The organism is Chryseotalea sp., assembly GCF_057350905.1.
Genome location: NZ_JBMRCF010000001.1, coordinates 295,684 through 322,453 on the forward strand (window position 1 = coordinate 295,684; position 26,770 = coordinate 322,453).

General features: G+C 39.7%; 23 protein-coding genes. 13 read left to right on the forward strand and 10 right to left on the reverse strand.

Features of this window, described 5'->3' with window-relative positions; genetic code table 11:
• Nucleotides 1-73: 73 nt before the first annotated feature.
• From ACO1XM_RS01355 to ACO1XM_RS01385, 7 genes are all read right to left on the reverse strand, one after another.
• Complete coding sequence (locus tag ACO1XM_RS01355) at nucleotides 74-331, reverse strand: RNA recognition motif domain-containing protein (protein ID WP_127122086.1); 258 nt, start codon at nucleotides 329-331, stop codon at nucleotides 74-76.
• 175 nt (nucleotides 332-506) lie between these two features.
• Nucleotides 507-1,235, reverse strand: a complete 729-nt coding sequence (locus ACO1XM_RS01360; RefSeq protein WP_486225310.1) for a LytR/AlgR family response regulator transcription factor — start codon at nucleotides 1,233-1,235, stop codon at nucleotides 507-509.
• Nucleotides 1,236-1,298: 63 nt separating this feature from the next.
• Nucleotides 1,299-4,172 (reverse strand): sensor histidine kinase, encoded by a 2,874-nt coding sequence (locus ACO1XM_RS01365; protein WP_486225311.1) that lies wholly within the window; start codon nucleotides 4,170-4,172, stop codon nucleotides 1,299-1,301.
• 178 nt (nucleotides 4,173-4,350) lie between these two features.
• Nucleotides 4,351-5,535 (reverse strand): phosphoglycerate kinase, encoded by a 1,185-nt coding sequence (locus tag ACO1XM_RS01370; RefSeq protein WP_486225312.1) that lies wholly within the window; start codon nucleotides 5,533-5,535, stop codon nucleotides 4,351-4,353.
• A gap of 316 nt (nucleotides 5,536-5,851) precedes the next feature.
• The gene (locus ACO1XM_RS01375) at nucleotides 5,852-6,943 is read right to left on the reverse strand and encodes a 6-phosphofructokinase (protein ID WP_486225313.1); all 1,092 of its coding nucleotides are present in this window, start codon (nucleotides 6,941-6,943) and stop codon (nucleotides 5,852-5,854) included.
• Nucleotides 6,944-7,046: 103 nt separating this feature from the next.
• Nucleotides 7,047-7,997, reverse strand: coding sequence for an L-threonylcarbamoyladenylate synthase (locus ACO1XM_RS01380; RefSeq protein ID WP_486225314.1), 951 nt, complete (start codon nucleotides 7,995-7,997; stop codon nucleotides 7,047-7,049).
• Between the two features lie 41 nt (nucleotides 7,998-8,038).
• The gene (locus ACO1XM_RS01385) at nucleotides 8,039-8,560 is read right to left on the reverse strand and encodes a hypothetical protein (RefSeq protein ID WP_486225315.1); all 522 of its coding nucleotides are present in this window, start codon (nucleotides 8,558-8,560) and stop codon (nucleotides 8,039-8,041) included.
• 107 nt (nucleotides 8,561-8,667) lie between these two features.
• On the opposite strand from ACO1XM_RS01385, the gene ACO1XM_RS01390 reads away from it, so the two are divergent.
• From ACO1XM_RS01390 to ACO1XM_RS01400, 3 genes are all read left to right on the forward strand, one after another.
• The gene (locus ACO1XM_RS01390) at nucleotides 8,668-9,618 is read left to right on the forward strand and encodes a glycosyltransferase family 2 protein (protein WP_486225316.1); all 951 of its coding nucleotides are present in this window, start codon (nucleotides 8,668-8,670) and stop codon (nucleotides 9,616-9,618) included.
• An 88-nt stretch (nucleotides 9,619-9,706) separates the two neighbouring features.
• Nucleotides 9,707-10,981: an OmpA family protein gene (locus tag ACO1XM_RS01395; RefSeq protein WP_486225317.1), complete on the forward strand. Its 1,275-nt coding sequence runs from the start codon at nucleotides 9,707-9,709 to the stop codon at nucleotides 10,979-10,981.
• An 89-nt stretch (nucleotides 10,982-11,070) separates the two neighbouring features.
• A complete protein-coding gene (locus ACO1XM_RS01400; RefSeq protein ID WP_486225318.1) occupies nucleotides 11,071-12,072 on the forward strand; it encodes a tetratricopeptide repeat protein in 1,002 nt (333 codons plus the stop codon).
• Between the two features lie 5 nt (nucleotides 12,073-12,077).
• Here ACO1XM_RS01400 and ACO1XM_RS01405 read toward each other — a convergent pair whose 3' ends face one another.
• On the reverse strand, nucleotides 12,078-12,590 hold the full coding sequence (locus tag ACO1XM_RS01405) for a metallophosphoesterase family protein (RefSeq protein ID WP_486225319.1): 513 nt from the start codon (nucleotides 12,588-12,590) through the stop codon (nucleotides 12,078-12,080).
• Between the two features lie 238 nt (nucleotides 12,591-12,828).
• On the opposite strand from ACO1XM_RS01405, the gene ACO1XM_RS01410 reads away from it, so the two are divergent.
• Both ACO1XM_RS01410 and ACO1XM_RS01415 read left to right on the forward strand, forming a co-directional pair.
• Nucleotides 12,829-15,264, forward strand: a complete 2,436-nt coding sequence (locus ACO1XM_RS01410; protein ID WP_486225320.1) for a DUF5916 domain-containing protein — start codon at nucleotides 12,829-12,831, stop codon at nucleotides 15,262-15,264.
• 150 nt (nucleotides 15,265-15,414) lie between these two features.
• Nucleotides 15,415-15,990 carry a hypothetical protein gene (locus ACO1XM_RS01415; RefSeq protein WP_486225321.1) on the forward strand — a complete coding sequence of 192 codons (576 nt, stop codon included), beginning with the start codon at nucleotides 15,415-15,417 and terminating at the stop codon, nucleotides 15,988-15,990.
• 2 nt (nucleotides 15,991-15,992) lie between these two features.
• Here the strand turns inward: ACO1XM_RS01415 and ACO1XM_RS01420 are convergent, their stop codons facing one another.
• Nucleotides 15,993-17,888, reverse strand: a complete 1,896-nt coding sequence (locus ACO1XM_RS01420) for an ATP-binding protein (RefSeq protein ID WP_486225322.1) — start codon at nucleotides 17,886-17,888, stop codon at nucleotides 15,993-15,995.
• A 78-nt stretch (nucleotides 17,889-17,966) separates the two neighbouring features.
• Complete coding sequence (locus tag ACO1XM_RS01425) at nucleotides 17,967-18,773, reverse strand: c-type cytochrome (RefSeq protein ID WP_486225323.1); 807 nt, start codon at nucleotides 18,771-18,773, stop codon at nucleotides 17,967-17,969.
• A 76-nt stretch (nucleotides 18,774-18,849) separates the two neighbouring features.
• Here ACO1XM_RS01425 and ACO1XM_RS01430 point away from each other — a divergent pair, with 76 nt between their 5' ends.
• From ACO1XM_RS01430 to ACO1XM_RS01465, 8 genes are all read left to right on the forward strand, one after another.
• A complete protein-coding gene (locus tag ACO1XM_RS01430) occupies nucleotides 18,850-19,827 on the forward strand; it encodes a helix-turn-helix transcriptional regulator (RefSeq protein ID WP_486225324.1) in 978 nt (325 codons plus the stop codon).
• Nucleotides 19,828-19,934: 107 nt separating this feature from the next.
• Complete coding sequence (locus tag ACO1XM_RS01435) at nucleotides 19,935-20,294, forward strand: hypothetical protein (protein WP_486225325.1); 360 nt, start codon at nucleotides 19,935-19,937, stop codon at nucleotides 20,292-20,294.
• 20 nt (nucleotides 20,295-20,314) lie between these two features.
• A complete protein-coding gene (locus ACO1XM_RS01440; RefSeq protein WP_486225326.1) occupies nucleotides 20,315-20,737 on the forward strand; it encodes an SRPBCC domain-containing protein in 423 nt (140 codons plus the stop codon).
• A 97-nt stretch (nucleotides 20,738-20,834) separates the two neighbouring features.
• Nucleotides 20,835-21,059 (forward strand): hypothetical protein, encoded by a 225-nt coding sequence (locus ACO1XM_RS01445; protein ID WP_486225327.1) that lies wholly within the window; start codon nucleotides 20,835-20,837, stop codon nucleotides 21,057-21,059.
• A 3-nt stretch (nucleotides 21,060-21,062) separates the two neighbouring features.
• Nucleotides 21,063-21,572, forward strand: a complete 510-nt coding sequence (locus ACO1XM_RS01450) for a dihydrofolate reductase family protein (protein WP_486225328.1) — start codon at nucleotides 21,063-21,065, stop codon at nucleotides 21,570-21,572.
• A complete protein-coding gene (locus ACO1XM_RS01455) occupies nucleotides 21,559-22,029 on the forward strand; it encodes a hypothetical protein (protein WP_486225329.1) in 471 nt (156 codons plus the stop codon). The genes ACO1XM_RS01450 and ACO1XM_RS01455 overlap by 14 nt, the downstream gene beginning before the upstream one ends.
• A 14-nt stretch (nucleotides 22,030-22,043) precedes the next feature.
• On the forward strand, nucleotides 22,044-22,619 hold the full coding sequence (locus tag ACO1XM_RS01460; RefSeq protein ID WP_486225330.1) for a YkgJ family cysteine cluster protein: 576 nt from the start codon (nucleotides 22,044-22,046) through the stop codon (nucleotides 22,617-22,619).
• Nucleotides 22,620-22,921: 302 nt separating this feature from the next.
• Nucleotides 22,922-26,770, forward strand: coding sequence for a T9SS type A sorting domain-containing protein (locus tag ACO1XM_RS01465; RefSeq protein ID WP_486225331.1), 3,849 nt, complete (start codon nucleotides 22,922-22,924; stop codon nucleotides 26,768-26,770).

Below are 26,770 nucleotides of genomic sequence, written 5' to 3' on the forward strand. Positions count from 1 at the left end.
TTGAAGATAGTGTATAATAAAAAAGTCCTTCCGTGGGGCAGAAGGACTGATAAGGCCTTGGGGCTAAAATCTATTAGTAGTTATTAGCTGGCTTAGGGTTGGCTGGCTTTACTACGATAACGCGGCCGTCAAGCTCTTTTTCGTTTAGCGCAGCAATAGCCTGAAGCGCTTCATTATCGTTTGGCATTTCAACGAAACCAAAACCTTTAGAGCGTTTGGTGTCGCGATCCAATACAATTTTCGCAGATGAAACTTCTCCAAACTGTTCGAAAGCAGCCTGTAGATCTTCTTTGCGTGTCTTGAAGTTCAGCTTTGCAACAAAAATGTTCATGATAGAAAGAGAATTAAGTGATGATTAAACATGGCTCAAATTCCGTTGCCGAAATATTGATCCTTCACCAAATATAATGAAATATTTGAATTACAAAGGATTAATTGAAGGGCGGTAATTACCCAATTTTAGGTAAAAAGTACCCGCTTAAAGGCCTATAGACGGCTTTTGCCAATTAAAAAAGCAGTTGTTCCTTATCCGGAGAGACGGTAAGGCTTACGTTATTTTTAAGAATTACATGGTGGCCTCCATTTTTGGATATCTCCAGCAGGTAATCTTTGTTGATAATACTTTGCTTGGAAATTCTTACAAAACGTTTGTCAACTACAAGCATATCTTCATAATGCTTCAGGTTTTTACTGACCAATACCTTCTCACCACCACTAAGGTTAAACTCAGAATACGCACCCTCCCCCTTAATAAACATGATGTTGTTAAGTTCTACAAAGTAGGTTTTGTATTTAGTGATAAGGGTTATCCTTTTGTTTTCCGAATGCTGAAGGTTATGCCTGAGCTGTTTTAAGGCGCCTGTACTTTTCTGTTCAAGCTTTTTATAGCGCTCAAGTGTATCTTTTAGTTTATCAGCTTTTATGGGCTTTAACAGATAACCTACAGCGGAAAGATCAAATGCCTGCACTGCGTACTCGCTGTATGCTGTTGTAAAAATGATGTGGAAATTAATTTCCTCTTCGTTAAAAAAATCGAGTAACTCCAGTCCGCTGTGCCCAGGCATTTCTATATCCAGGAACACCAGGTTAGGTTTTAATTTTCTGATGCTCTTTACGGTTTCTGGCAGGTCGCTGCATTCTGCCAGAATTTCAACTTCAGGACAATGCTCTTTAAGTAACATGCGAAGGAGGCTCCGCACATTTAATTCATCGTCTACAAGTATGGCAGTTATCACAAGGTAAAGGTAATAGCGTTCAGATTTTTAACAGGGTCAATTTAACGTAAAGGGCTTCTAAGTTTACGAAAACTCTGTGGGAATAGTTATTAACACAGTTGTACCACATCCTCGGCCCATCTCATCTGTTTTGTCCACTATTTGGAGACCAATTGTATTCTTCTTTTTAGCATTTAGTAACTCAAGCCTTTTGTTGTTGGCCGAAATGGAAAAGGATGCGTGTTGCTTGTTTCGATTGCTTTTCAATTCGCTACTGGTTTTCCGCCCTACACCATTGTCTTCAATAGCAACCAGTAGGTCAGCCTTTTCCCTTGTAAAGCTGATGTTGAGTTGCTTGCTTCCTTTTCGATGCAACAGGCCATGCTTGATGGCGTTTTCAACAAACGGTTGTATGATCATGGAGGGCAATCTTACAAAATGTACATCAATATCTTCCGAACAAATTATGCTGGATTGAAAGGTCTCACCAAAACGCATTTTCTCTAATGAAATATAGGTTTCGAGTAATTCGATCTCTTCACTGAGCAGTATACTTTCATGGCCCGATAACTCTAGTACTTTTCTTGTTAATTCTGAAAAACGATCAAGGTATTTAATCGCATTAGCTTTATCATCACTATAAACAAATGCATGGATGGAGCTTAGGGAATTGTAGATGAAATGAGGATTCATTTGGGCCTTAATAGAGGCGAGTAATGATTGTTGGAGTTCCTGCTCTAATTGTAATCTGTCAGTTTCCAGTTTGTTTTGATAGCGTATCTTGGCAAGACGTTGCTTATAGTGCAGGTAGATAAAAATAATGAGTAGTGAAAGGCAAAGTGCAATAAACCATACTTCAAGATAGAAAGGTTTCGAAATGGTGAAACTTACCAGTACTTGCTTAGACGTTACGCCCGTATCACCTTCAGCCCTTAATCCAATTGTATAATAGCCTGGTGCTAAAGAGGCCAAACGTAATTCCCTATTATTGTTTTCTAATAAGCGCCATTCAGAGTCATTGATGTTATAGGCTACTTTTACATTATTGCCTGACTTGTATGCAATAACTGAGTAGTCAATAACAATATCATTTTCATTGCTACTCAGTTGCATATTATCACTCAGTACTTTCTGCTTTTGATTAACAGTGATTGAATTAACAATGAGGCTTGGCTTGACTTCATGCTCACGTGAAAGAGTTATCGGAAAATAAACCAAACCCTTGTTACCCACCATAAACACTGTATCATTCATGATGCTGAAGTCGCGTAGATCGTCCATAGGCAAGCCATTGGTCTGATCTATGAGCTTTACTATGTTCTCTTTAAGGTTGTAAGCAATCAAATTCTTTTCAGTGAGCATCCATGCTATATCTTTCACGATCTTCAACTTGAAAATACCCACTACTGTATTCTGATCTGGTGTAAATATTTTTTTCAGTTCACCATTTTCAACTTTGAGTAAGCCATCATTAAAAGATACAGCAAAAACGTTTTTTCCATAGCGCTCCAGATCTGATGCAATCACTGATTTTCCTTTATGCTTAATTTCAATCGGTCCCTTGAGTGTATAAGCCACCAGACCATTGGTTGTAGCCGCGTAAATCGTATCATCCGTAAGTGCCAGCGCCCGAGCCCGCACTTCTGTATTATTTAGTCTGAACTGACTGGAGTCATGGCCCAAATAGTAGCCAATACCTTGATAGGCTTTTACCCATGGATGGCTACTGTTTATTTTTTGATTGCCACAGATACCAACAAATCCACTGGCAGCTACTACATAATGATCATTGTCAAGTTTGTGTATGTCTTTTATCGATCCGTCTTGTATGATTGCTTTTTTATTTTTTGGATAAATAAATACATTATTGGAAGCATAGCCCATGGCTTCAGTCGTTGAATCATAAAAAATAGTTATGATCTCCTGGTTTATTTCATTGCTATAAATTTTATTTAATCGATGATTGCGAAGCGAATATTCAAATACCTGATTGTGTGCAGTACCAATCAATAGTGAATTGTTTCTTTTGTTTGATCGGATGGCCGTAAAGGATTGATCTTCAAATCTCCTGAGTGTTGTAAGATTGGGAACAAACAGAATGCCCTCATTTAATGTGCCGATCCACCAATTGCCTTCATTGTCGTGAAGGATACTGGAGATATTTTTACGCTTGAAAAAATGATTGTTGTCAAGCGGAAAAGATTTAAATTCATTATTGAATAGATAAAAACCTGTAGAAGTAATAATGGCGATAAGACTGTCATTTAAAAAGCGCGTATTTTGAATAAATGTTTTAGGTGGAAACTTGAAAACTGTTTCTTTAGTTTCCCAATTGATCAGGTTAAGTTCTTCATCAGGGTATTTTGGTAGATAATGCACTCCTGACTGTACCGGTAATGGGTAGAAATAGTTTAATCGAAAAGGTGCTTCTTCTTCAACTAAATTACCATTAGCATCACTGATAATGAGCCTGCCTGAATTTTTGTTCAAAAAATAGAATTTTTCTTTATTGGAAATGGTGTAATGATTGCTGCTAAAATTTCCCAACACCTTCTCTTCAAGCACAAATGTGTTTGTGTTTAAATAACGAATACCCTTTTTTCCTGTAGAGACCAATGTGTTTCCCTGAAGAATGCCTGCAGGAATATACATACCCGTAGGCTCCAGTTGTTTGGAGAGTTTGAGGGTATCATTTTCGATGAAAAAAAACTGACCTACAAAATTCTGACACCAAATCTTACCAGCATTGTCTTGTAAAAGATTGCTGAGTGGGCGCCCGCGTTGTTCCTCGTTTTGATAGTGATTAAAACGATAGCCATCGTATTTACTTAATCCTTTATCGTGACCTATCCAGATAAAGCCCGCTTCATCCTGAAAAATATCGTAAATAGTATTGGTGGGTAGTCCAGTCGTTTTATCTATGGCCCTATAGACAGGGTCTTGACATAAACCTGCCATGTAGTAACAAAGAAGGACAAGTATGGTGGAGCAGGTTTTCAATAATCAAAAATAGTGAATACGAAGCAATAAGAATACAATGAGCTTGTTGCGTTACGTAAGCAGGAAGTGCTTGGGCTGGTGTTAATAAAAAAGGTCTGCTTTGTAGCAGACCCTTTTTTCGTGAAGTAGTAATTGATTATTCCAGCGCTTTTACGCCCGGTAATACCTTACCTTCAAAATATTCAAGCAGTGCACCACCTCCGGTGGATACGTAACTTACTTTTTCTTCAAAATTAAATTTAGCAACGGCAGCTGCTGAATCGCCACCACCAATCAATGAGAAAGCTCCCTTTGCAGTGGCACGTACTACTGCCTCAGCAATGGCCTTGGTCCCTTTTTCAAATTTCTCCATTTCGAAAACACCCATGGGGCCGTTCCATAAAATGGTCCTGGAGTCTTCAACTACTTTAGCAAATACGGCTATGGCCTGCGGCCCGATGTCTAAGCCCATCCAACCATCTTTAATGGCATTATTGTTGGCTGTATCAGTATTGGCATTAGCATCAAATTTATCGGCTATGATTGAGTCGATGGGCAAATGTAGCTCCACACCCTTTGCTTTTGCTTTTTGAATAAGTTCTTTTGCTAGCTCAAGTTTGTCAACCTCGACTAAAGAATTTCCGATAATCCCACCAAGGGCTTTAAAGAAAGTATACGCCATGCCACCACCAATAATTAAGTGATCCACTTTGTCAAGCAATTTTTCAATAATCAAGATCTTATCAGAAATTTTGGCACCACCCATAATAGCAGTGAAAGGTTTGTCAGCCTTCTCCAATACCTTTTTGGCATTGTCTAGTTCGGCAGCCATTACATAGCCTGCACATTTATCTTTAAAAAACTGAGCAACTATAGTGGTGGAGGCATGAGCGCGATGTGCAGTACCAAAGGCATCGTTAACATAGATATCACCATGCTTCGATAATTTTTCTGCGAAAGCTAGATCGCCTTTCTCTTCTTCTTTGTAGAACCTCAGGTTCTCAAGAACAAGTACTTCGCCCGGCTTTAGTGCTGATGAAAGCTTGAAGGCTTCTTCGCCAATGCAATCACTGGCAAACTTAACAGGGACACCCAGTAATTGTTCGGTAGTCTTCAGCGTATGCTTTAACGAGTACTTTTCTTCAGGGCCTTCCTTTGGTCTGCCTAAGTGAGACATGAGTACAAGTGAACCTCCATCTTTCAATATCTTTTTAAGTGTAGGAACAGTAGAACGAATGCGGTTGTCGTCTGTTACCTGAAAGGATTTGTCCAGAGGCACATTGAAGTCGACACGAATAAGTGCACGCTTACCAGAAAAGTTAAAATCGTTAATAGTTTTCATGTGTTAATAATTGTTTTTAGTTGTCACATGGAATATGCCAGGCAAATGCTGATTCTTTTGTGAGAATGGAGAGCCTGGCTATTTCATGACATAAATTTGAGGCTGCTAATGTAGTAAAGCGCTGGGTTTTATACGTGACGAAGATCAGGTATTTATCAGTTAATTGTTGATTGAATTGTGTTAAGTCAGGTTTCCAAATTCATTCTTTCCTGCGATGAGGATTAAAAATTAGGGAATAAGGAGGCTTTACTAAACGAAATTGAATTGTTACTTACAAGTTTAAATGCGATGCTAACGTTTGTGTAGACACTTCTGCTTAGTCACCAAAGGAAATACCCAGACCTTTTGCTGCTTTTACCAAATAGTTATTCTTACTTACTACGTTATAGCTTTGGGTTGCTTCCTCCAGTGAAACAGAAACAATCTCATTATTTTTGAACGCTACCATCTGACCAAATTTTTTCTCCAATGCCAATTCAAAAGCTTTAACACCATATAAAGTGGCCAATACCCGATCGTAAGCTACAGGTGTACCACCGCGTTGTGTGTGACCTAAAACTGTTTCGCGTATTTCGGCTTTGCACCCCGCATCCTTTAACTGCTGCGAGAGTTGGTAGGCCACACCGCCCAGCCTGACATGCTCAGAACCTTTATCTCCTTTCTGCGCGACAATGGTTCCATCTTTAGGTTTGGCACCTTCTGCAATAACAATATTACAAAAGCCTTTGCCATTTTTATAACGCATGGATACGCGTTTGGCGAGCTTTTGTATGTCGTATGGGATTTCAGGGATCAGACAAATTTCTGCACCACCCGCAATGGCTGTGTGCAGGGCAATCCAACCGGCATCTCTTCCCATTACTTCCATAATCATACAGCGGTGATGACTTTCTGCGGTAGTGACCAGACGATCAAAACTGTCGGTAGCAATTTGTACTGCTGTTTGAAAGCCAAAAGTTACATCGGTTGCTGATAAGTCGTTGTCAATTGTTTTAGGCACACCAATAATGGGCACGCCTTTATCATACAATATTTTGGAAATTTTTTGTGATCCATCTCCTCCAATGTTCACAATGGCATCAAACTTTAAAGCTTTTAGTTTTTTTACCAATTCATCAGATCGATCTTCGAACTTAATACTACCATCAGCCTGGGTAACGGGAAATTTGATGGGATTAGATTTATTAGTGGTCTTTAAAATAGTACCACCCTTTATATGGATACCCGCTGTTTTACGACTGGTTAGTTTTATTATTTCCTGAGGTTCATTCAGTACACCGTTAAAAGCTTCAATGCTTCCATAAATCTCCCAGTCTTTTTCTTTGCGGGCACGCTTAGCAATACCACGAATAACTGCGTTAAGACCAGGGCAGTCGCCACCACCGGTGAGAATCAGGATTTTTTTCATAACAATAAAAATAGGGAAGAATTAACAATTGACAATTAACAATTGACAATGCTCAAGCTAAACTTTGTCAATCTATCTCGCTCAATTATAGTTCAGTCAGGTATTATTGTTCAGCGGCTGCTCTTCTCAACCTATCATTGATAGCACGCCCAAGACCTTCCTCTGGCACGAGATCAGTCAGAATAGCATCAACGGGCATTTTATCCAGGGTTCTCAGCCCAAGGAAAAGATTTTTAGCCGCCTCCGTAAGATTGCCTGTCGGAGACAGGATAAACTGATATTGTACTTTATAATCTTTTTGAAAGGAGAGTACTGCTAGCTTTGGATTTACTTCACCGGAAAGTGCCTGATCAAGGTTGCCTATAATTAAACGCCTGCTTGGCGCGTAATGACTTTTTAGTTGCCCAGGGGCTTTAGGGTTAGAAGAGGAGTGGAGCATGATACCGACAGTACCAATTACTTTTTCAATGTCTTCGATACCTAAGCCACCCAGTCTGTAAACTGTAGTCTGGTCGTTGTTAAAACCAACAATGGTTGATTCGATACCAATTGTACAAGGTCCACCATCAAGGATATAAGCTATTTTATCTCCCAGTTGCTCATTTACATGTTCAGGTGTGGTCGGACTGATGTAACCAAAAGGATTGGCACTGGGTGCCGCTAACGGAAAATCAAGCGTTTCCAATAGTTCGCGTGTAAGCGGATGATTGGGGCAACGTATGCCTACTGTATCAAGCCCTGCAGTAACAATATCTGGTATGATCTCTTTCTTTTTAAACAAGATCGTAACGGGTCCTGGCCAGAAATGGCTGGCCAACGCCAAGGCTTTTAAGGGTAAATTATCGGCATATAATTTTACAGCATGCAAGTCGGGCACGTGTACAATCAATGGATCAAAAGAGGGTCTGTTCTTTGCTTCGAAGATGCGTGCCACGGCATCTGCATTGGTGGCGTTGGCTGCCAGTCCATACACAGTTTCAGTAGGAATGGCCACTAACTTTCCTCGCTTTAAGAGTGCTTTTGCCTTCGCAATATCTTTTCCTATCTCGGCCATGTACAAAAGTAAAAATTAGCAGGTAAAGCCTTTATAAATCTTTATTCAATGCGACCTTTCATGTAATGGTCAGGCAACAGGAATCCAGTATTCTCACCACACCAGAAAATATTCATGATATAATAACGATCATGTGTTTTCAACAATTGTATGCTATTAATACCTCTGTTGGTAACAGGGCCGTCTTTGCTTTCTCTGGTTTCGTAAGTGCTAAAAACATGTACTATTGTCCCATAGGCATCCGTTAGGCGATTTAATTCACGCTCATAAAAACCCGTAGCCACGCGCGTCTCAAACATTTTTACGTAATCGGCAGGCGTCATACTCGCATAGCTGATTTTTGCATCTTTATTTTTAGAAGTAGGAATCAGGCGGGCGTCAGGCGTAAACAAATTTTTAAACCGATCCCAGTCACGGCTTTGACCGGCTTCTCCTGAAATAACCTCATATAAGGCAGTAATGATAGCATCTGTAGATTGCACATCTTTTGAATAATCTGCCTGTTGGGCAAACAGCAGGTTGCTGAGAAGGAGTGATGCGGACAGGATATAAATCTTTTTCATTTGGTAATATTTTCGGAATGTAGGCAATAGTGCGGAAACCTTAAACAGTAATTACACGATTCAAACCAACAAGCGCGATTTATGTAACTTGCCATCGAAATCTAAGTATGCTTGCTTTTTCAATTATCATTCCTGTTTATAACCGCCCCGAAGAGGTGGATGAATTGTTACACAGCCTGACACTTCAAAGTTTTAAAAACTTTGAAGTGGTATTGGTTGAAGATGGCTCCACTAAAACATGCAGACATCTGGTTGATCTATACAATGCTTATTTCTCTATTCAATACATTTTTAAACCCAATTCAGGGCCAGGTCCCAGTCGCAATATGGGTTTTGCCCAGGCAAAAGGAGATTATTTGATTGTATTTGATTCGGATTGTATCATACCACCTGATTACCTGAGCATAGTAAGAAATGCATTGCAACAAGATGCATGGGATGCTTATGGCGGCCCTGACAAGGCACATCAAGACTTTACTTTATTACAAAAGGCAATGGGTTATACGATGGCCTCTTTCCTAACCACAGGTGGAATAAGAGGGGGAAAGCAACACCTGGGGTCATTTCAACCTCGTAGTTTTAATATGGGCCTTTCTCGTAGGGCTTTTGAAATAACCGGAGGCTTTCGCTTTGACCGTTATGCCGAAGATATTGAATTGAGCATCCGGCTAAAGGCAAGCGGCTTACAAGTGGGTTTAATACCGGAGGCGTTTGTTTACCATAAAAGACGTACAAACCTGAGCCAGTTTTATAAACAGGTTTTCAACTTCGGAAAGGGCAGGGTCTTAATCGGAAAGCAATATCCGCAAGAGGTAAAACTTACGCATTGGATACCTTTTTTGTTCACCCTGGCTATGATAGCCTGGTTATTAACCTCCTTCATCTATCTGCCCTTATTTAAGCTTGGGGCTGTTGTAGTGGCGCTTTATTTTGGAGCAATTATGGTGGGTGGTATAACTGCGTATAAAAGCATCTTAGTAGGGCTTTTGGCAATACCTTCTGCACTCATACAATTAGTGGGTTATGGGCTTGGTTTTTTTACAGAAAAGTTGAAATAGTACATTTAATTTTAGAGAAAAAACATAAAAAATGGTTGATTAAGGATATTTTTTGTTAAAATTACGTCCAAAATAACCTAAACCTTACATGCGAAAATGTCTTGCCCTGGCTTTTCTGCTGCTTATTTGCACCCCATCTATAGCCCAAAACAATAAAGAACTTGCTGCAGGTTACTATACTGTAGTTGGCGCTTTTGATAAATCGAAAGAAGATTACGCGATGCGTTTTGTTCAACAATTGAACAATAAAGGTCTTCAAGCTAACTACGGTTTTAATACCTCACGTGCGCTGTACTTTGTATATCTGCAAAGTCATAGCGATTTAAAAAGCTCGCTTCAGTCAATGTACAAGTTGAGAAGCGAAAGCGATTTTAAAGATGCCTGGGTTAGGGTAGTCCCCGGTGTTATTGGCCAGAGGGGTGAGGAAGCAAGACCTGTTGTAGTAGCTGAACCTGGTCCATCGGCCGTATCAACGGCAACGCAACAAACAACACCAGTTAAACCTTCCGAAGCGATGGAAGTTGTTTCAGAGAAGCAACAAGCAGTGATCAGTGGCGGCCCGGCAGAGATTAAGGAACCAATCGCAGAAGAGGCTCCAGTGGCTGAAGAGCCAGAAGAAAAAATTATTCAGGTTTTTCCGATAAACCTGGGTAATTCTGAAATATTTCTGAGTCTGTTTAATGCATCAAACAATCGGATTATTGATGGAGATGTTCAGGTTGTTGATACTGACAGAGGTAAACTTATTAAAACTGTAAAAGGTAATGAATACCTCACCTTGCCAGATCCTAAAAATCAAAGTGGGAAAGTCACACTGATCTGCGATGTATTTGGTTATAGAAAATTGCAACTGGAAGTAAACTATCGCAACCCTGAAGCTGACACCGCATTAGCGCATGTAGATATGATGGGTTTAAGTTTTGTAGTTTCTTTCGATTTGGTGCGTTATGTAAAAGGCGACATACAAACACTGTCTCATGTATATTTCTTTAATGATGCAGCCATTATGATTCCCGAATCGCGATACGAAGTAAATCAGTTGCTGCAAATGATGAATGAAAACAAGTACATGAAAATTCGCCTGCACGGCCATACCAACGGACATTACCATGGTAAAATTATAAAAATGGGTAAAGAGAAAAACTTTTTCTCCGTGGGTAAGGATGCTGTCAATACAGTGGGTTCTGCAAAGGATTTATCTTATGAAAGAGCTGAAATTATAAGGGAGTATTTAATAGACAATGGCATTGCTGGCGATAGAATTGAAGTAAAAGGCTGGGGAGGTAAAAAACCGCTATACGATAAGCACAGTGCCAATGCGAAAAGAAATGTTAGGGTAGAAGTTGAAGTAATCGGTGACTAATAATCTTGTCCTGCGAAGGACCCTCTGAAGAGCCCGTGTTGAGCAATCGACCGGGCTTTTTCATTTAGAAAAAAACGTACCTTAGTTTCATGCAAGCATCATCCAGAAATTACCTTAATCTCATATTAGCAATAGGCTTTGGTGTAGCCTGGGCCTTCTTCTGGGCGCTTGACCGTACACTGGCATATGTTCTGTTTGGAGCGGCCTGCTTTTTTTTAGTCCTCTTCTTCTACAATCGTTTTGCTACGACAGACGAACACAGCCGCCACTATAATCGATCAGAATCACCACAACAAAAATATTCATCCCCACCCATCAGAACACCTAAACCCAGCGCTCAACCCGGAACGCCCACATCCATCCCTTCAATGGAAAGTCTGAAAGGCATGGCCGTAATAATAATCGTTATTTCCGCTACCGCTTTAGGCGCAGCTTTCTTTTATTTTATATGGAGCGCCACAGAGCGTCAGGATGAACTATTGCCCTACGATGCCTATAACAAGGCTGAAGAATTTTATGCTTTGCAACAATACGATTCAGCTTATTATTATTACAAGTACGCATGCAATAACGATGAATACATGGATGAAGCCTGGCTCGGTCTGGGCAACACCCATTATATGCAAATGCGTTACGACTCTGCACTTTATTTTTATGAAAGAGCAGTACAAGCAGATACTGAAGCCTTTCAACCTAAGTATAGTATTGCCTGGTGGTATTATGCACGACAACAATACCAGCAGTCCATAGATAAGATCAGTGAATTTGAAGCTGACTTCCAAGAGCAGGGAGATTTATGGCAATTGCTTGGCGATGATTATTATGAATTGGGCAAGCACGATGAGGCTTTACCAAATTATGAAAAGGCTTATGCGATGGGAAACAGAGGCCGATGGCTTTGCCATGTAATGGCATATTTGTATGATAAGAAGGGAGATATGCAAACTGCTATCAGACTTTACAAAGAAGCTTTGACCTACGATGAAAGTGTATTAGAGATATACAATCGTTTAGGTGAATTGTTACCCGGAAATGAAGGGGAGTCATACAGAATTCGTGCAGCCGAACTACAACTGAGTAAAGGGAAATAGTAAAATTATAATTTGGGTAAAGCACCTCTTTTTCCTAATTCGATTACTTCCACATTTTTAATTGTCTTTGCTTCAATATCAAAACGCATAATGGTTTTTATATGATGAAAGCCATGATTACCTGCTGCACCGGGGTTGATGTACAGCATATTGGCGTAAGCAGGATCGCGCATTACGCGAAGAATATGTGAATGACCGCAAATAAAAATGTCGGGTACTGACTCCTTGAGTTTTTTCTTAATCCTGGGATTGTAGTTGGGTGGAGCCCCGCCAATATGCGTCATCCATATTTGTAAACCTTCGCAGGTAAACCAGTAGTCTTCCTTAAGATTGTGTTGCAGTTTCATACTATCAATATTCCCAAAAACAGCTTTGGTAGGTTTGAAGTCCTGTAACTGGTGCAACAATGTCTCCTCACCGATATCGCCTGCATGCCACAATTCATCACAATCTTTAAAATGATCAAAAATGGATGTTTCTAAATGACTGTGTGTATCCGAGAGTAAGCCTATTTTCATGTGTAAATTTCTGTTTTTTTAATCAGGTGACATACCTGAATATGGGATTGGCATTTCTGCGTTCCAGTACGAAGTGGCCAAGACAGCCGTATCATCGGAGTTATCACATTTCAATAACCATTCCATATAACCACTGCCATAAGCTTAATGCCTACAGTAACTTTTAACAAATTTTAAGAGTTTTGCAGGCAACTTTCTCTCAGATGGCGAGTATATCTGTGAAAACCCAACCAACCCAATGAAGTTTACATGCTTAAGCCTGCTTGCAATCCTGGTGGCAAGTTCTTCCTTTGCAAAGGAAAAACAAAGCTTTCAGGCGCAACGTGTACAAGATACGCCCCGTATTGATGGCGATCTTTCAGACCCGGTTTGGAAACAATCGGGTGAAAAAATTCAATTCCATCAGTTTGCACCCAATAACGGAAGTCCTTCGGATTTCTTTTCTTCTGTAGAGGTATTGTACACAGACCAAGCTATATACATAGGGGCTCGCTTATATGATCCTGAACCGCATAAAATTCAAAAAGAATTTGGTAAACGCGATGACTTCGATCGCAATGCAGATTGGTTTGCTTTTATGGTTGATCCCTACAATGGGGGGATTAATGCTTTTACCTTTTTTGTTTCGGCTGCCGGTGTGCAGGGCGATTTTTATGTAACTGTTGAAGATTTTGATGAAAACTGGGATGCTGTTTGGAACAGTGCAGTGAAGATTGATGAACAGGGTTGGTCAATTGAGATGGCCATTCCTTACTTCGCATTGCGTTTCCCCAAACAAAGCGTTCAAACCTGGGGCTTAAACTTTTACCGAAACGTTAAGCGGAAGCAGGAAGAATCTTATTGGAATTATGTAGACAATGGTGTGACTGGTATAGTCAACCAGCAAGGCATTCTGCATGGCCTTGAAAATATTGAACCACCCCTTCGTTTGTCTTTCTCACCTTATGTGTCTACCATCTACAACCATGATGGCTTTGCTGGCAAAGGTAAGGTTACCATGGCGGGTGGAATGGATTTGAAATATGGCATCAATGAAAGTTATACGCTCGACATGAGTCTTATTCCCGATTTTAGTCAGGTGCAGTCAGATAATATAGTGTATAACATTTCACCCTTTGAGGTGCAGTTTAATGAGAACCGGCAGTTTTTTACAGAAGGCACAGATCTATTTAATAAGAGTGGCCTTTTTTATTCAAGAAGAATTGGGCAATCGTTTGGTGCTGCTGATTATGATGAAACCACAGAAGAGCTGGTCGCTACTCCGAATGCGGCTAATTTGATTAATGCCACCAAGATATCGGGAAGAAACAAGAAGGGCTTGGGTTTGGGTTTTTTCAATGCCATTACAAATAAAAGTTATGCGAGAATTCGCAACATGAATACAGGTGAAACCAGAGAAGCATTGGTAGATCCGCTTACCAACTTTAATGTTTTTGTTGTCGATCAGAATTTAAAAAACAACTCAAATATTAATTTCACCAATACCAATGTAATAAGAGCTGACGGTGGACGCGATGCAAACACATCAGGTATCAACACCGTGTTGCGCGAAAAAACGAATACTTATCAGGTCTCTGCATTTGCTGCGGTCTCTAATGTAATTAAGAAAACTGAAAATGGGTATGAGAACAATAATGGTTACAAATACTATATAGAATTAGCTAAAGTAAGCGGCAAGTGGCAATATGGCCTTATGCGGAATGTAGAGAGCGATGACTATAACCCAAATGATCTTGGCTACCTACAGGCACCCAATGAAGTATCACACTTTGGTTTTTTGCGATACAGTATTTTAAAACCAAAAGGTGTTATTAATCTAATGAACAATACCCTTAACATCACACAACAAAGTTTATACAAGCCTTTTGAGTTCACTTCATTCAGAACAAATTTTAATCATTATACACAGTTTAAAAATTTCTGGGGTGCAGGGTTTAATGTCGGTGTTGTGCCTGTAACAGGCTACGACTATTTTGAGCCCAGAACAAGTGGAAGATATTTCCTCCAACCTTCAAGTTATAATTATAATGTGTTTGTAGAAAGTGATAATCGAAAAGCCTTGGCAGGTAATGGTTATGCAGGCCGTTGGTATCGCAAATATTGGGATCAGTCTTTTAACTGGTGGGGTTACTATATACGCTACAGAGCCAACAATAAATTATCATTCGATTTGGAAGTAAATTATGAATTGGGCGATAGCCGTGGGTATGTAAACAACCAAAGCGATATGGGATTTATTATGTTTGGTGAACGTGAATTAGCTACCACCATAAACATATTAGGCTTTAATTATACGTTTAATACTAAAATGGGTGTACGCCTGCGTGTACGCCATTATTGGAGCACACTTCGGTATAAAGAATTTTATGAGCTGGGCGCAAATGGCGATCTTATTAATATTGCTTACGATGGCCTTAATAATGGCGTACCGCAACACGATGCCAATTTTAACGCACTCAATGTTGATTTGGTGTACTTCTGGCAGGTAGCACCTGGTTCCTTCGTTAATATTGTCTGGAAAGACTCTATTCAGGGTGACAACAACAACACTTCTCTTACCTATTTCACTAACCTCGAAAACGTATCAAGGCAACCGCAGCTGAATAGCCTGTCAGTACGCCTTACATACTTTCTGGACTACCTTACTGTTAAAAGGGGGCTGACCCGAGGCTGAGGATATAAGCTTAAGTAACCTTTATATTTCAGAAATATGGGGTGTTCACCGAGCTATCTTTGAGTTTATCGATGTATTTGACTCATTGGCTTATTGGGGGCACATTTCAGGGTATAGAGGCTTACATTCACTTGCTATATCTCCAATGCCATGAAAACCTTATTATTCATTTTCTGTCTGCTTTCTTTGTTCGCTCACGCTCAGGATGCAGAAACACTGACGAATCGTTTTAATACAATCAGAGATAAAGCGCAGACTTTTAAAGATTATAAAGTAATAAAACAGGTAACCCTCGATGCATTCTGGCAGTCAGTAGAAGATAGTCTGGCTAAGCAGCGACAAGCCATTACAACACAGCAAGCTGAAATCAATGCATTTAACACGCGCATGGATCAGCTTAAGGTAGAAATAGCCAGACGTGAAGAGGCAGTAGCTGAAATTGAGTTTGACAGCGAACATATTACCGTAGCCGGCATAGCGATGCACAAGGCTACGTTTATTAGCGTATTTTTTATTTCATTAGCCGGCTTGGCAACGTTATTGGTGTTATCCATTACGCGATCACAATTCCTATCACATTCACTCAAAGAAAAAGCCGAGGGGATGTTAATACTCAGTAGTGAGTTTGAAGAATACAAACATCGTTCTCTTGAAAAGCAAATGAAATTATCGCGCGAACTGCAGGATGAGCGCAACCGTTTAGCAGAGGTTAAAACAAACCGCTAGCACTACCGCGCAATTTCAACAGTAAAGGTTGTACCTATATTTTCTGTAGAATCAACCCTTATTTCCCCCTTCATCAATTCTACTAATTCTTTAACAATAGAAAGTCCTAATCCCGATGAACTTTCTCCTCCGGTAGGTTTGGCCGATAAACGTTGGAATTTTCCGAATAATTTTGGTAAATCATTTTTGCTAATACCAGGCCCCTGATCTTTTACTTCAAACTTAACATGGGTGGGTGTAGCACTCACCAACAATTTGACTTGTGTTGAGGCCGGAGAAAATTTAATAGCGTTAGAAATTAAATTTTCCAGGATACGATTCATAGCAGCCTTATCAGAAAGAAAACTCAAATTTTGAGTTTTATCTTCAACAATGAATTTAATATCCTTCTGCTTTGCTACATCCTTAAAAATGTCTTGCTGTGTATTAATTAAATGGCTGATCTCAATTTTCTCTTTCTCCAAAGCGGCTCCTCCCTGTTCAATCTTATTAATGTCCAGCAGGTTGCTCACCAGACTTTTCATGCCGATGCAGGAACGTTCTATAATAGCGAGATACTCTTTTTGTGAGTCCGTGAGATTTTCTTCACGTTTAAATAAGTTGATTAAGCCCAGTATGCTGTTAATCGGACTCTTTAAATCATGCGCAGCAATACCCAGGAAGTGATCTTTTTCAACGTTCAGTTGTATGAGAGCATCATTTACGTTAATGATTTTTTGCTCGAGATCTTTTCTGCGCGAGATATCAAAAACAGTGGAGCGGCTCATCAGGTAATTACCAGCTTCATCATAAATAGCCGTAGCACTTAGCACGATAGGTATGACACTACCGTCTTTTCTTTTGAGTTCAAACTCTACATTATTAATACTGCCCGATCTTTTAAATTCTGGGTATAACCGCGAGAAAAGAATAGCCGACTCAGGTGTAACTAAATCTGTAAAGGCAAGTTTATTCAATACTTCCTCAGCAGTATAGTTCAGCCACTCTAATTCGGTCTTATTCATTCGCACAATTTTTCCATCTTTGTCGAGTGAATGATAACCGCAGGGCGCGTTGTCGTAAAGATCTCTTACCTCTGTTAAAGCATCTTCTGTTTTCTGATTTTTTAATTGCAACGATTCGTAAAAAGACTGAATTTGGTCCACGCTTATTTGAAGCTCTTCATTAAGTTCACTAACAATTGTATTTTTCCTATCAAGCTCAGCAGTTCTTTCTTTTACCTTTTGCTCAAGTAAGGTGTTGCTTTTATTCAGTGTATCAATCAGTTCATTATTTTTTTTATGCTTTTCGCTAATGGTGATGTAGGCAAATACCAAGGTAAGGCCTATAAGAAAGAAACTGATGTACCGGACTTTAGTTTGAATGTTAAGCGTTTGGGTAAGTGCTGTTAATCGTTCATCCAATAGGATCTCTTCATTTTTGTTAAAGTCATCGAGTGCAAAAATCAGATTATTAATAGTTAGGGAATCCTTTCTTGTATATGAATAATCAATCCCTTTTTGTATGCCGAATTGATGCGATAAGGTAGCGACCACACCAAGTTGCTTTATTTTGTAGTGAACATAAGGCTCTATGCCCTGGTTTACGATTTTTAACTGCCCAGGCCGATCGATACAGAGTGCCTTAAGATCTTTAACTAATCCATCGGCCTGCTTTTGTGCTGCATAATAGGTAGTTAGAAAAGCAGAATCTCGTGTCAGCATAAAACCACGTACACCCGACTCTGCAGTGCTGATCATGGATAACAGATCCTCACTTTTTTGCAGCACGGCATAAGAGTGAAGTAGGAGATCAACCCTTTTGCGGCCTTCCATCGCAGCAAAATAGGTGATGATACCCGACAGTATGGTAAGGATAATAGAAAAGACCAACAGAATTTTGATCCGGTCTGTTCGCATGTTGGATGGGCTCTTATTATAATTTTAAGTGAAAATACTAATTATTTATGTACCCACGTTAAGATATTATTGTTGTCATTAGTTATTCTTAGCGCCATCATCTACCCAGCAGGCAATTTTTTTAATCTGCTCATCTGTCAAGTCCGGTCTGCCCGATGGTGGCATACTGCCATTGGCGGTTCTTGATTTTATATTTTCCTTATTGGTCTGAACACCCGCCAGGTTACTCAAGTTGGGAGACTGCGTTCCATTGTGACACCCGCTAACAGCACAATTGTTGGTGATAATACTCTGAATTTCACCTGACCAGCTAATGCCACTATCTCCTCTGTTCACCTGCTGATTAAGAGAAAAAGAACATCCTGCATTGTCCCGAACTACAATCATATAACTTCCGGAAGCTAAATTGCTAAAGGATGCACTTTCAGTAAATGTTCCATTCCCGATTTTATAAGTGTACGGTGGCGTGCCACCACTGGCATTGACCGCTATTGAGCCGTTATCATTTATACAGTTACTATCCTGAATGGAAGTTGCGGTAGCAATTAATGTAGAACTGGGTATGTTAATTTGTGCAGAAGGATTTAGAATACCCGAACAATCATTCGCATCTCTTGCTTCAATTGTATACAAGCCTGCCCCTAGATTCTGGAACAGGGTAATATCTGAAAAAGCACCGCCATTGATACTAAATTGATACGGAGCTTTGCCGCCACTGGCGCTTACCGAAATGCTGCCATCATTGCTATTGCAGGCGCTGGCATTGGTCAGGGTTATAACTTCTACACTGATACTAATTGATGAACAATCAAAAGGTCCGTCTACATCCTTGCTCGTACATGCAAAGAGTAAAGCCATAAAGAGTGCCGAAAAAATCCTTTTCATGAAATAATATTTACACAAAGAACAAGAAAATTAATGTAGAGTTTAAGTAGTCTCTGCAATCTGTTAAATTTAACGCATGAATCGTATCGACAGACTAACCGCCATCCTTATTCACCTGCAATCCAAAAAGGTGGTAAAGTCTGAAGAACTGGCTTCCCGATTCGCTATCAGTCAGCGAACAGTTTACAGAGATGTAAAGGCACTGATGGAAGCAGGTGTACCCATAGGCTCTGAGGCTGGCAAGGGCTATTTTATAGTAGATGGCTACCATTTACCTCCGGTCATGTTTACGCAAGATGAGGCAAGTGCTATGATGCTGGCTGGAAAATTGGTTGAGAAACTAACGGATAAATCCGTTCAAACATCCTTTGATTCAGCATTGCACAAGATAAGAGCCGTATTAAATGAATCTGAAAAAGATCATTTGGAGAGTCTTCAAAACCTGGTTCAGGTGTTCGAGCGGCCGCGCAATGAGGAAAAACCGGCAGGAAATTTTCCTGATAATTTTTTAACTACGATACAAAGGGCCGTAGTAAAAAAACAAGTATTAGTCATAGATTACACCAATAACAAGCAGGAACTGACAAGTCGCGAAGTTGAACCGATTGGCATTTTTTATTATGGCAGCGCGTGGCATTTAATTGCCTGGTGTCGCTTACGAAATGACTACCGTGATTTCAGGGCAGACAGGATACGCAACCTGATTAACACAGAAAAGGGTGTTGAAAACAGAAATCTCTTATCATTACAAGAGTACATGAAAGCCATGGGGCAAATGCACGAAGGCCTGATTAAAACCATCGTTTATTTTGATAAAGCTGCCCTGAAAGGAAGACAAGTCTATGGTTCCCTTTCTCAAGAGGACCAGGGTGAACGCATTAAGACTGTGTTTTTGATCGATAATCTGATTTATATCGCGCGTATGCTTTTAGTATACGGCAGTGCAGCAACCATTGAGAGCCCTGAAGAGCTCAAACAAATCATGGCAGACCTCACGGAAGATTTATTCTTGCATTACAGCAAGGATAAGGAGCTTCAACCTGCCGATTCCTGAAATCTGGCCAGGCATCAGAAAAAAAATCACTATTTTTTTAATACCGGTTTTCCTCTTGCCATACTGTTGGCAGGAGCAAGTCTTTACTTCGTATTCAAATAACGGATATGATAACGAAGACAAGCATACTACTCATTTTTCTCTGGATAGGTTTTTCCTGCACCTTACCTCAGGGTAAGGTTCAACATGTTGAAATCATGACTTTTCGGTTAAATGGCAACATAACAGACGAGAATTTCGGATCAGTAAATCAGGGTGTGAACGAATTTTTAAAAAAGCAGGAAGGTTTTGTAAGCCGGGAATTGGGAAAAGTAAATGACAGCACCTGGATTGATGTTTTGCGCTGGCACAGTGTAAAGCACTTTGAGGATGCCTATGCAAAATCGGCAGAGGATGAGGCGGTTAAACAGATGTCTGCCATGATTGACTTTAGCTCTGTTACCTCACTCTCCTTTAATGCTAAGTAGTTCATTTTAAAATCCAGTTTATGATTAAGAAAGAAATAAATTTAAATGCACCTATTAATAAGGTTTGGGAAGCACTGGTTAAACCTGAAATTATCAAGAAGTATTTCTATGGCACACATGTCATTTCAGACTGGAAGACAGGCAGCAGCATTCGGTTCACAGGCACCTGGGAGGGAAAACCTTATGAAGATAAAGGCACTATTTTAGTATTAGAACCTGAAAAATGCTTTTCATATAATTATTGGAGCAATTTTACAGGCATACCAGATCTCCCTGAAAATTATGCCATCATTAGATTTGAGTTGCAGCAATTAAATGCTGGGGTTACAAAATTGCAAGTAACACAGGAAAACTCTCCAACACCCAGCATGGAAGAAAATTCAACGCAAGGTTGGGCAGATGTGCTTAATAATCTGAAAACACTTTTGGAAAATGGAAAGTAAACTTTCATCACGTCAAATTTTTAGAAATCTATTATTACTCGTTGGTATAGCTGCCGGATTGCTGGCAGCGTACTTTTTAAATTTTTATTAAAATTGTATGACACCCACCAATGTCCTTGTATTCAAAACATCTGTTGCATCACAGCATGCGGTAACAGAACTTACTCCTGTACTTAACCAGACAGCCGGGAAGGGCAATTGGAATTTTGCGTTGGATGATTGTGATCGGATTTTAAGAATAAAATCGGCCTCTGTGCCTGCGGAGTTGGCTATTTTTATTTTGAATGAATCGGGTTTTGAGTGTATTGAATTAGAAGATTAATATATGCGAAAGATTATTGTACAATTGGCTATTAGTTTAGATGGTTATATTGAAGGAGCAAATGGAGAATATGATTGGTGTTTTACCGACCAGGATTATGGAATGAACGAATTTTTAACAAGCATAGACACCATAGTTTACGGAAGAAAAAGTTATGAGTTATTGTTAAAAACAGGTGATACTTCATTTCAAAAGTTCAGAACTATTGTTTGTTCAAAAAACAAAGACTTGTCTTTTGATGGTGTTGAAATATGGGCTGATGATTTATCAACAAGATTGAATGCCTTGAAGCAATCTCCAGGAAAGAACATCTGGTTTTTTGGTGGAGCCGAATTATTAACAACATTTTTAGCAAACGATTGGGTGGACGAATTCCAGCTTGCTGTACACCCGGTTTTGTTGGGTACAGGCAAACCACTTTTTCAAAATATTTCAGAAAGAAAGTATCTTCGTTTAAAGCATGTGCAAAGTTATACTTCAGGCTTAGTAATGCTGTATTATGAAAAAGGTTAAAGCAAAAACCATGATGAAGCCAGTTAAGGAGAAAAACTGGACTGATAAAGTGAATGATGAAAGTAAAGTGGAACAAATAAAGCGACTGGATAAAGATTTTGCCGATATGCCCGCGAAAAGCATGATGCTTATTGCTACACCCAAGATAATTGATGGCTATGTCAGGTCTATACCCAAAGGCAAAGCAGTTAGTCTGCAAAATATGCGTAAAGACCTGGCCTTAGAATATGGAGCCGATTATACCTGTCCTGTTACTACAGGCATTTTTTTGCGTATTGTGGCTGAAGCAGCCCATGAACAACTAACAGCGGGAAAAGCGCTGAAAAGTGTAGCTCCTTTCTGGCGTGTGGTGGAAGAAAAGTCCCCGCTTAACAAAAAATTATCGTTTGGCGCAGATTTCGTAGCTGAGCAAAGAAAAAAAGAAGGCATCAGTACAGCACCAGTCAAGAAGGAATAGCTTTACTTTTGTTTATGCGTTTAGATGAAAAGGTTAAGGCAGTCGCAGAAGTTTTTGCAAAGCTGGATCAGGAGATAGCAACATTTCAGCAAACAACTGACTTGCATTGTAAATTTGGCTGCGGAAAATGTTGTTTTAAACCAGACATCGAAGCAACTACCTTAGAATTCCTCCCATTTGCTTTTGATCTTTATAAAAAAAATCAAGCCTTCGAATGGCTTGAAAAACTAAAGCAATCAGATTCTTCCATCTGCCTCATCCTGAATCCAACACAAAGTGGTGCCGGTTTGTGTTCAGAATATGTTCATCGGGGATTGATCTGCCGTTTGTTTGGCTACTCGGCAAGAACGAATAAGTATAATCAAAAAGAATACGTCACTTGTCAGATTATTAAGACTGAACAGAAAGATAATTATGAGCGTACGGCAAAGGCTGTGTCCGCGGGGGGTGATATACCCATTATGAACCAGTTTTATATGCAACTCCATGCTATCGACATGGATTTAACTCAGCATTTTTATCCGATTAATGAGGCCATGCGCAGGGCAATCGAATATGTCTTATCGTATTATGCTTATCGAGAAGCATAAATGATATTGCTTACCTTATCCAGGAGAACCTTGGCAGTTTTAACGGTGTCAATCGAAGGCAATTGCGGACTTGGTAGCTGAGCTGTAAAGCTAATGGCACCAGAAAGCAGGAGGGATGCCGCAATCAAGGCATTAGAATATCATCCAACACAATATAAAGTCAAAAGTAGTAAGCTTCTGTACCTTCATTTCTATAGAATTTTTAGGGTTCTCCCATTAGAAAGTTCTTTGTATACAGTTGTAAGGCCAAAATCAATGATTTTAATATTGGGTAATTATTATTGCTTTATAAATTGTTGTGTATGAAATTTTCTCGGAACTTCCTAAGTGTTGTATTAGCCATACTTCTTATTACACTTTCAACTAAAAAACTCCAAGCCCAGGGATACAATTTCTCTTCACAAGTAGCTGTATTCGAACCTTTGGTTGGAGGTACTGCTGTTGATGCCATCGAGGCTGATGATCAACTGAGTGGAGTTCTTGACTTAGGCTTTAACTTTAATTATTTCGGTAATAATTATACACAGATTAAAGCTTCCAGTAATGGCTTTATTACATTTAATGTAGTGAGCACTTCTAGCGCTCATAGTAATAGTTTTGGCATTAGTGGAACAACATTGATGATTGCTCCATTATGGGATGATTTAAATGGAACAGGTGGGTCGGCTTCTTTTGCAATAACCGGTTCTGCACCAAACAGAATTTTTACTATTGAATGGTTAAATTGGAATTGGGATTGGACTGCAGCGAGTGCAGGTATTTCTTTTCAAATTCGATTGTTCGAAAGTTCAAATCAGATACAATTCTTGTACCGACAAGAAGCGGGAGCGCTGGTTTCGCCCTCTGCTTCGATTGGGTTGGTGGGTAACATCATTACTACTTTTTATTCATTAACAAATGCCACAGAATCAGCAACAATTAGCCCTTTTCCAATTAATGATATTAATACCAAGCCAGTAAATGGTCAGGTTTATTCATTTCAACCTAACATTATACCTATCTCTGCACCGTTAACCCAGGCAAGCGCGATTGCAATGAATCCAATAGGTTCATCATCCGCAACAATAAATTGGACAAACGGCAACGGTGCCTATAGGGCAGTATTTATGAAGCAGACTAACTCTATTTCTGAAGATTTGACAGGAATACTTAGTGATAATACTTCTTATTTACCTAATACACAATTCGGAAGTGTTTCTTCCTTGGCAGCTTCTGGTTGGTATTGTGTTTATAATGGTACAGAAGCTTCAGTGGCTGTTACAAACTTGCAGTCCGGTTTTAGCTACCGCGTCCAAGTGGCTGAGTATAACGGATTAGCCGGAAATCAAAAATATAACGCTATATCCGCTACACAAAATCCTTCTAGCTTTACAACTGTATTGGCAGCACCTAGTAACCCGGTTTCAACCATTAGCGTAAGAAATAAAACAGTCACTTCAGTTACTTTAGATATTACTGAGGGTAATGGTTCAGGTAGGGTTGTATTGGCAAGAGAAACAAACAATGGTGCTTCTGCACCTGTTGATAATACAACATATAATGCCAGCTTAACTTTTGGTTCAGGTTCGCAAATTGGCACTAGTGGTTGGCGCTGTGTATTTAATGGTGCATCTACCACAGGTTTTACCGTAACTAATTTAAACCCGGCTACCTCCTACACCTTTCACGTAGTAGATTACAATGGACCTCCGGGACAAGAAAAGTTTAATGTTGCTCCGTTAGCAAATAATATTATTCAAGTAGAGACTTATAATTCAGCACTAGTTCCTAACTATATCTTCACACCAACAGCAGGCTCGTTTACACCATTGGTTGGTGGTATTGCACTGAATGATATTGAACAAGATTTTGGATTTTCACAGGCACTGCCAATCGGATTTACCTTTTACCATGCCGGTATTCCCTTTACTCAACTGAAAGCCTCAGCCGATGGTTTTGTAACCTTTAATCCTTATGCAACTCAAACTGATTCTGACAATAGTCTATCAACAAACCAAAATTTGCGTCCGCTCATTGCACCTTTGTGGGATGACCTTGATGGTTTTTCTGGTGAGGCCTCATATGCAACTACAGGTAATGCTCCTAATCGTGTTTTTACTATTGAATGGCTTAATTGGGAGTGGGGATGGACAGCCAATACTCCGGTAATATCTTTTCAACTCAAATTATATGAGACAACTAACGTGGTGGAATTTATTTATAATGATGCTGGTGGAGTTCCATCATTTCCTGAAGCATCAATTGGAATGGGTTTTATTAATACAGGTAGTGGAAACTTCCTTTCCCTGAATAATACATCTGCTAGCCCTTTAGTTTCATCCGCTGTTGAAACACCCATAATAAACTCAAAACCAGCCAATGGTCAGGTTTATACCTTTACTCCTCAAAAAATAAACCAAACAATCTCTTTTAATGCTATCAGTGACAAGTTTTTTGGTAATGCCTCATTTGCTTTAACAGCTTCAGCTAATTCAGGGCTTCCAATTACCTTCGAATCTTCTAATCCAAATGTGGCAACAGTATCAGGAAATACGGTTACTATTACAGGCGCAGGTTCAGTTACCATTACAGCTTCACAAGCGGGTAATTTAGCCTTTAATACTGCACCGAGTGTTGATAGAGCTTTTATTGTAAACAAAGCAGATCAGGTCATATCTAATTTTAACAATCAAAGTTATCCTTTAAACACTAACCCAATTTCACTGTCAGCATCGGCTAGTTCAGGTTTAACTGTAAGCTACTTAAGTTCCAATCCAATGGTAGCCACTATTAGTGGAAATACACTAACTATAGTAGGGATAGGAGAAACACAGATTACGGCCAGTCAATCTGGAAATGGCAATTATAATGCGGCAGCTAACGTAGTAAGAACTTATACCATTACAAAAGGAAGTCAAGTAATAACCTTTACGGATAACCTAAACAGACAAATGGTGGAAGAGACATTTCAGCTTACGGCAACATCCTCGTCAGGTTTACAAGTAAGTTACGAGAGCTCCAATCCAAGTGTTGCTACTGTGTCTGGTTCGACCGTTACACTCTTAAGTGCCGGCACCACCAATATTACAGCATCGCAACCAGGAAATGAAAATTATAATGCAGCAAATAATATTGTAAGGCAATTGGTTGTGGTTAAGGGAAATCAAACCGTAACCCTGCAAGCCATACCGCCTAAGGCAGCCAATGATCCCAGCTTTGAAATATTTGCGACTGCTTCTTCGGGTCTACCAGTAACATTCACTAGTTCGAACCCAAACGTTGCAACCATTTCAGGTTCTATCGTTACTATTGTGGGTGGAGGTACAACTCTCATTTCTGCCTTGCAAACTGGTGATAGCCGTTATAATGCCGCACCAGTTACTTCAACAAGTTCTCAAACCTTGGTTGTATCAAAACTGGAACAAACCATAACTGCTGAACCAATTCCTGATAAGGAGTCAAACTCTGCTCCGTTTACTGTCGAGGCAACTTCAACTAGTGGATTGCCTATAACTTTGGAGTTAAACACAGGTTCTTTATCTAAGATATCCCTTGATAACACTAATAACACTTTAACAATACTGAAACCTGGCTCTGTCAGCATTGCGCTTAAGCAACTTGGTAATGAGATATATCTTCCTGCTAATCCAATATATTTCAATTTTTGTATAAATCCTGCTGCGCCTTCGCTTTCTATAATAAACCAGACTGACACTGAAATAAATCTTTTGGCTATTTCTACTGATCTAACAGATGTTGGTGACAGGGAATGGAAATGGTTTTACAATGGACTAGAGTTTGAAACAACTGGGTCATCAGTCGTAGGAGGCCATTTGACCGTTTCAAGCACTGGTACCTATTCAGTAAAGGAGGTTTTTCAGGGTTGTGCAAGTCCCGAGTCTAATCCTATTGTTATTGTATATACCGGATTAGAAGTACGTTCAGATTTTATAGAAGTGTTTCCTAACCCTGTAAAAGATGAAGTTATCATAACAATACCCGAGGGTAAATTAGCCTCTCTCGACATAACAGATGGTTACGGAAAAATTTTGGAGACTCATGCTAGTGCCGAAGTGCATCATTTATCTATGAAGTCTTATGCAGCAGGTGTATACTTAATTAAGGTGCATATGGATAACAGGATAATCATTAAAAAATTAATTAAAGACTAA